The following is a 6,365-nucleotide window of genomic DNA, read 5'->3' on the forward strand; positions in this document are numbered from 1 at the left end:
GTCGTTCATCGCGCAGCCCAGCGCGTGCCGCGCCGGCGGTGGGCAAACCACGCCGAGGATCGCGGCAGAAAAGCGAAGACGAGACTGGTGACACCGAACAGCTGAAAACCCGTGACGAGGATCGGGCTGAGCGGTGTGAGGACGAACAGAGACACGATGAGTGCAGCGAGGGCGATCCACCGCGCGCGGCCGCGCCCCACGAGAAGTCGCCAGGCATAGACGACGAAGGCCACGACGACGATGAGCCCGACGATGATGCCCACCACCACAAGCGCATTGGCCAGGGCGGTCGACATGTCACCGACGGCGGTGACCGCCTCTGCTCCGGTGCTGCCGCCCACCTGCCGCAGCGCGAAACCCGCCGCTCTCAGCGTCCTGCCACCGGTGACGGCCATGACGATGACTGCCAGCGCAATGAACAGCGGGGCGATCAACCCGAGGATCGCTGCAGCGAGCACTTCCCACGGTCGGCGCTTGCGACCGGTGCGATCTGCATGAAGGGAGGACGCCGTCGTGTAGGCGTGGACAGCCGCCGTCGATGCCTCCCATGCCACGCGGCCTCCGGACAGAGCCGTCGCCGACGCACGTCCCGCAGCTCTGCGCCCCTTCGTCCACAGCGCTGAGTGGCTCATTGTGCCCGTGGCACGCACCGCGACGTTCTTGACGTCGCCGCTCACCCGACCGATCCCCTGTGCCACAGTCGGGCGCTGCGACCGAGCAGAGTGTGGGTGCGGGAGCGACGGAGGGAGATGCCGGTCGTCGCGATGCTCATTCTCCCCCTCGCCGGACCGTGAGATCTCCACTCGCGGCGCCGGTGACCGTGTGGGCTGCACTTCGGATCGGGAATCCGAGGGGCGCTCGGCACTCTGTGGGAACGGGGGCAGGCCAGACGGCTCTTCGTACGGATCGGAACTGGGCATCGGCCACCTCCCCGGCGAGATTCCCCCAGTGCACGCCCGCGGGACAATGAGCTTCCGCGAGGGATGCCACCATATCTGTAGTCAGCGTAGCAGGACGTCGGCACCGCGAGCCTGCCTTGCCGGCCTCAGTCCACGAACTCCGTGAGGACGCGGACCATGTAGTCGGCCATGAGCCGGCCCTGCAGGGTCGGTGAGAAGCGGCCGCTCTCGACCGCCTCGGCGTCGAGAAGCCCCTGCTTGACGAAGGTCCTGATCGCGGCGTCGCTGCCGGGGGCCAGCGTTTCGAGCGGCAGCTCGGAGTCGATGCGGGCGGCGAGCATGATCCGTTCGATCTCCCGCGTCGACGCCGAGAGCACTTCCCGGCCGATCGCCGGCGAGTCACCGGCGCGCAGCCGGTCGGACCAGGCTCGCGGGTGCTTCGCGTTCCAGAACCGCACTCCCCCGATGTGCGAATGCGCCCCCGGTCCGAAACCCCACCAGTCGGCATTGCGCCAATACGCCATGTTGTGGTCGCAGCGGGTCGCCTCCGACGTCGACCAGTTGCTCACCTCGTACCAGTTCAGGCCCGCGGAGGCCATGGCGGCATCGGCGATCTCGTACTTGTCGGCGAGATCGTCCTCGTCGGGCATCGGCAGCTGCCCTCGACGGACCATCACTCCCATCTTCGTGCCGGGTTCGACGATGAGCGAGTACGCGGAGATGTGGTCGACGTCGCCCTCGAGCGCGGCCTCGAGGGAGGTCCTCCAGTCCGCGATCGACTCGCCCGGAGTGCCGTAGATGAGGTCGAGGCTGAGTTCGAGGTCCGCGTCCTTGATCCACCGGGTGACCTCGGGGATCTTCTTCGGATCATGCGTGCGGTCGAGCGTGGCGAGCACGTGCGGCACCGCCGACTGCATGCCCACCGACATCCGGGTGAAGCCGGCCGTCGCGAGCGTGTCGATGTAGCCGGGGTCGAGCGTGTCGGGGTTCGCCTCGGTCGTCACCTCGACGTCGGGGGCCAGCCGGTAGCGGGCGCGGATGTCGTCCATCACCCCGGCGAGCACCTCGGCGGGCAGGAGCGTCGGGGTGCCCCCGCCGAAGAAGATCGTCCCGACCTCACGGTCACCGGCCCCCGCCTCGGCGAGGACCCGGGTCGAGAGATCGAGCTCACGGGCGATCATCGCGCGGTAGTCCTCGCGGTTCGCGCCCGGTCCGAGCTCGTCTGCGGTGTAGGTGTTGAAGTCGCAGTACCCGCACCGGACCCGGCAGTACGGGACGTGGACGTAGAGGCTCAGCCGCGTGTCGGTCCCGGTCCCCGCCGAGGCGGGAAGGGAACCGTCGAGCGGCGGGATCTCACCGAGCGGTTGTGCCGGCACTTACTTCTTGGCGTCCTTCTTGTCGGGCTCGTCCGAGGACAGGGCGGCGATGAAGGCCTCCTGCGGGACCTCGACGCTGCCGACCATCTTCATCCGCTTCTTGCCCTCCTTCTGCTTCTCGAGCAGCTTGCGCTTGCGGCTGATGTCGCCGCCGTAGCACTTCGAGAGCACGTCCTTGCGGATCGCGCGGATGGTCTCGCGGGCGATGATGCGCGAGCCGATGGCGGCCTGGATCGGCACCTCGAACTGCTGGCGGGGAATGAGTCCGCGCAGCTTGCCGGCCATGAGCACCCCGTACCCGTAGGCCTTGTCGCGGTGGACGATCGCGGAGAACGCGTCGACCTGGTCGCCGTGGAGGAGGATGTCGACCTTGACGAGATCCGCTGCGTCCTCACCGTCGTCGGCGTAGTCGAGGGAGGCGTACCCCTTCGTCCGGGACTTGAGCTGGTCGAAGAAGTCGAAGACGATCTCCGCCAGCGGCAGCCGGTAGCGGATCTCCACGCGGTCCGAGGACAGGTAGTCCATGCCCTGGAGCTTGCCGCGACGATCCTGGCACAGCTCCATGACCGCGCCGATGTAGTCACTCGGCGTGAGGATGGTCGCGCGCACCATCGGTTCGCGGACCTCGCGGATCTTGCCGGTCGGGAACTCGCTCGGGTTCGTCACGACGACCTCCGAACGGTCCTCGAGGGTGACGTTGTAGATCACGCTCGGGGCGGTCGAGATGAGGTCGAGGTCGAATTCGCGCTCGAGGCGCTCCCGAACGATCTCGAGGTGGAGCAGGCCGAGGAACCCGCAGCGGAAGCCGAAGCCGAGTGCGGTCGAGGTCTCGGGCTCGTAGACGAGTGCGGCGTCGTTGAGCTTGAGCTTGTCGAGGGCATCGCGCAGCGCCGGGTAGTCGGAGCCGTCGATCGGGAAGAGACCGGAGAACACCATCGGCTTGGGTTCGGAGTATCCGGCCAGGGGCGCCTCGGCGGGGGCCTTCGTCGCGGTCACGGTGTCGCCGACCTTCGACTGGCGGACGTCCTTGACGCCGGTGATGAGGTAGCCGACCTCACCGACGCCGAGTCCCTTCGTCGCGATCGGCTCCGGGGAGGACACGCCGATCTCGAGGAGCTCGTGGGTCGTGCCCGTCGACATCATCGTCACCTTCTCCCGCGGGGAGAGCGAGCCGTCGACGACGCGGACATAGGTGACGACACCGCGGTAGGTGTCGTAGACGGAGTCGAAGATCATCGCCCGGGCCGGAGCATCGGCGTCGCCGACGGGGGCGGGAATGTCGGTGATGATCCGGTCGAGGACGCCCTCGACGCCTTCGCCGGTCTTGCCGGAGACGCGGAGGACGTCGGCCGGGTCGCTGCCGATGAGGTTCGCCAGCTCCTCGGCGTACTTGTCCGGCTGCGCGGCGGGCAGGTCGATCTTGTTGAGGACGGGGATGATCGTGAGATCGTTCTCCATCGCGAGGTAGAGGTTCGCGAGCGTCTGGGCCTCGATGCCCTGCGCGGAGTCGACGAGGAGGAGCGCACCCTCACAGGCGGCCAGCGACCGGGAGACCTCGTACGTGAAGTCGACGTGTCCGGGGGTGTCGATCATGTTGAGCGCGTACGGGGTGCCCTCGGTCTCCCAGGGCATGCGTACGGCCTGCGATTTGATCGTGATGCCGCGCTCGCGTTCGATGTCCATCCGGTCGAGGTACTGCGCGCGCATGTCGCGGGGCTGGACGACTCCGGTGATCTGGAGCATCCGGTCGGCCAGGGTCGACTTGCCGTGGTCGATGTGGGCGATGATGCAGAAATTGCGGATCAACTCGGGTGAGGTTGCGGACGGTGTGATCCGCTGGAGTGCTTGTGGCGACACCTGAGGTGACATGAACGCCCTTTCTTCAATTCGTGCGAACCTCCATTGTTCCACGAGTTGGTCCCCGGGCCGGAATCCGCGCAGGCGGGAAGTCTTGCCCGGTTCGCCGGTGTCGCATTGCCCAGTTCGCCGTGCTCAGCTTGCCCGGTTCGCCGGTGTCGGCCCGCCCGGTTCGCCGAGGTGGGCCCGGGAAATCTCGGCGGATTTCCCTCCGTTCGCCGCGGACGTCGGCGATGATGGTCTCATGAGCGACTTCACCGTTATGAGCTTCAATCTCCGCTACCCGGCGATGGACGGGCATCCCGTCGCCGAGCGCCTGCCGGTCGCCGCCGAGCTCATCCGCGCCGCCCATCCGCATCTCATCGGCACCCAGGAGGGCGAGCTCGACCAGCTCGAGACCCTCATCGAACTCCTCCCCGATGAGTACATCTGGCTCGGCGAGGGGCATTCGGGCGGCAATGCCGGAGAGTTCACGGCGATCATCTGCGACTCCACCCGCTTCGAGGTCGAGACCGTCGACATCAGCTGGCTGTCGGAGACCCCGGACACCGTCGCCTCGGAGTCGTGGGGCGTCTCGCATGCCCGCACCCTGACGACGGTCGACTTCAAGGACCTCGAGACCGGCCGGGCGCTGCGGCTGCTCAACACCCACCTCGACCACAAGTCCGAACGCGCGCGGCTCGAGTCCGCGAAGATCATGGCGGAGACCATCGCCGAGGTGGCCGTCCCCTGCGTCGTCACCGGTGACTTCAACGTCGCCACCGGAGCCCCCGTCTACGACTACTTCGTCACGGACCTCGGCCTCACGGACACCGCCGCTGCGGTGCCCGGGGAGGACATCGGCACGTTCCACCGCTACAAGGGACCCAAGGCCGGGGAGCCGCGCATCGACTGGATCCTCACGACGCCGGGGCTGGAGACCGTGGCCACCCGCATCGACACCTTCAACGTCGACGGCACGTACCCGTCCGATCATTTCCCCGTCGAGGCGACCCTGCGCTGGACCGGCGACGTCCGGGCATGAGGCGCGGACTGCGGACTCCCGTTGCCGCCGGACGCTTGCCGGTGCCGGCACGAAGACTGGGGTGTCACGCCGGTTCAGGGGGTCACCCGGCCGCAGCTGGTGCCGGAAGCCGGTCCGTCGTTCGGCGACAGAGTGCTGTCAAGGCCGTCCACTAGGCTGGGTGGCATGAGCTGGAGATCAATCGTCAATCGTGCCGTGAAGATCGGTGTCCGCGAGGGCATGAAGTACCTCAAGGAGTCGCAGAGCAAGCGGTCACAGGGCGGGCAGTCCGGTGGCCGGCCTGCTCCCCGGCCGTCCTCGCAGGGCCAGTCGCGTCCGGGCGGGGGAACCGCCTCGGCGCCGGGCGGGGCACGGACGACGAACGCACGCACCGGCGGCTATCCCGGTGACTACCGCGGACCGGTCACGGTCTCCTACTCCCCCGATCTCGACGGCGACGCCGATCCCGGTGAGGTCGTGTGGGGCTGGGTGCCGTTCGAGGAGGATCATTCGCAGGGCAAGGATCGGCCCTCGCTCGTCATCGGCAAGGACGGGCAGTGGGTGCTCGTCCTCATGCTCACGAGCAAGGATCGCATCCCCGGCGGGATCGGCGAGGTGCGCTCGGACGGCGGTGCGCGGTGGATGAACATCGGCAGCGGTGACTGGGACTCGCAGGGCCGGCCCTCGGAGGTGCGCCTCGACCGCATCATCCGCCTCGATCCGAACGGCATCCGCCGGGAGGGCGCGGTGATGTCGCGTGAGGTCTTCGCCCTCGTCGCCGCCGAATTCGACTGAGGGCGGTCGCCTGGTAGGATATGTGCTTGTGTCTTCATCAAGGCGTGTGTCTCGCCGAGGTCGGGTGAAGATGCCGTCCGACACGATGTCATCGAGGTGTTTCCCCGCGGAGATGACGCGCTCGTGCGGATGTGCCCTCACGACCATGTAGTACGAACACGAAAGAGTGTTGAAATTGGCTAATATCAAGTCCCAGATGAAGCGGATCAAGACCAACGAGAAGGCTCGTCTGCGCAACAAGTCGGTGCGCACCGAGGTCCGCGGTCTCATTCGCGACGTCCGTGAGAGCATTGCTGCCGGCAACAAGGACGAGGCACAGCAGGCTTATGCTGTGGCCGCCCGCAAGCTCGACAAGGCTGTGTCGAAGGGTGTTCTGCACAAGAACAACGCTGCGAACCGCAAGTCGAGGCTCGCCAAGCAGATCAACGCTCTCTG

General features: G+C 67.4%; 6 protein-coding genes. 3 read left to right on the forward strand and 3 right to left on the reverse strand.

Features of this window, described 5'->3' with window-relative positions:
- Positions 1-5 precede the first annotated feature (5 nt).
- The 3 genes from ABD154_RS05990 to lepA form a co-directional block, all read right to left on the reverse strand.
- Complete coding sequence (locus ABD154_RS05990; RefSeq protein ID WP_198498922.1) at positions 6-458, reverse strand: hypothetical protein; 453 nt, start codon at positions 456-458, stop codon at positions 6-8.
- A 587-nt stretch (positions 459-1,045) separates the two neighbouring features.
- Positions 1,046-2,275, reverse strand: coding sequence for a radical SAM family heme chaperone HemW (gene hemW / locus ABD154_RS05995; protein WP_198498923.1), 1,230 nt, complete (start codon positions 2,273-2,275; stop codon positions 1,046-1,048).
- Positions 2,276-4,144 carry a translation elongation factor 4 gene (lepA, locus tag ABD154_RS06000; RefSeq protein WP_232623613.1) on the reverse strand — a complete coding sequence of 623 codons (1,869 nt, stop codon included), beginning with the start codon at positions 4,142-4,144 and terminating at the stop codon, positions 2,276-2,278.
- Positions 4,145-4,376: 232 nt separating this feature from the next.
- Between lepA and ABD154_RS06005 the strand changes: the two genes are divergently transcribed.
- The 3 genes from ABD154_RS06005 to rpsT all read left to right on the forward strand — a co-directional run.
- Positions 4,377-5,156: an endonuclease/exonuclease/phosphatase family protein gene (locus ABD154_RS06005; protein WP_198498924.1), complete on the forward strand. Its 780-nt coding sequence runs from the start codon at positions 4,377-4,379 to the stop codon at positions 5,154-5,156.
- Between the two features lie 165 nt (positions 5,157-5,321).
- The gene (locus ABD154_RS06010) at positions 5,322-5,930 is read left to right on the forward strand and encodes a type II toxin-antitoxin system PemK/MazF family toxin (RefSeq protein WP_198498925.1); all 609 of its coding nucleotides are present in this window, start codon (positions 5,322-5,324) and stop codon (positions 5,928-5,930) included.
- Positions 5,931-6,105: 175 nt separating this feature from the next.
- Positions 6,106-6,365: 30S ribosomal protein S20 (rpsT, locus tag ABD154_RS06015; RefSeq protein ID WP_137823915.1), on the forward strand; the 260-nt coding region annotated here is incomplete at its 3' end.

The sequence above is a fragment of the Brevibacterium sanguinis genome (genome assembly GCF_039528855.1).
GTDB classification, from domain to species: Bacteria; Actinomycetota; Actinomycetes; order Actinomycetales; family Brevibacteriaceae; genus Brevibacterium; species Brevibacterium sanguinis.

Excerpts from the sequence above, each read along its gene's own strand:
- lepA (WP_232623613.1), bottom strand. The coding sequence starts at position 4,144 with ATGTCACCTCAGGTGTCGCCACAAGCACTCCAGCGGATCACACCGTCC.
- ABD154_RS06005 (WP_198498924.1), top strand. The coding sequence starts at position 4,377 with ATGAGCGACTTCACCGTTATGAGCTTCAATCTCCGCTACCCGGCGATG.
- ABD154_RS06010 (WP_198498925.1), top strand. The coding sequence starts at position 5,322 with ATGAGCTGGAGATCAATCGTCAATCGTGCCGTGAAGATCGGTGTCCGC.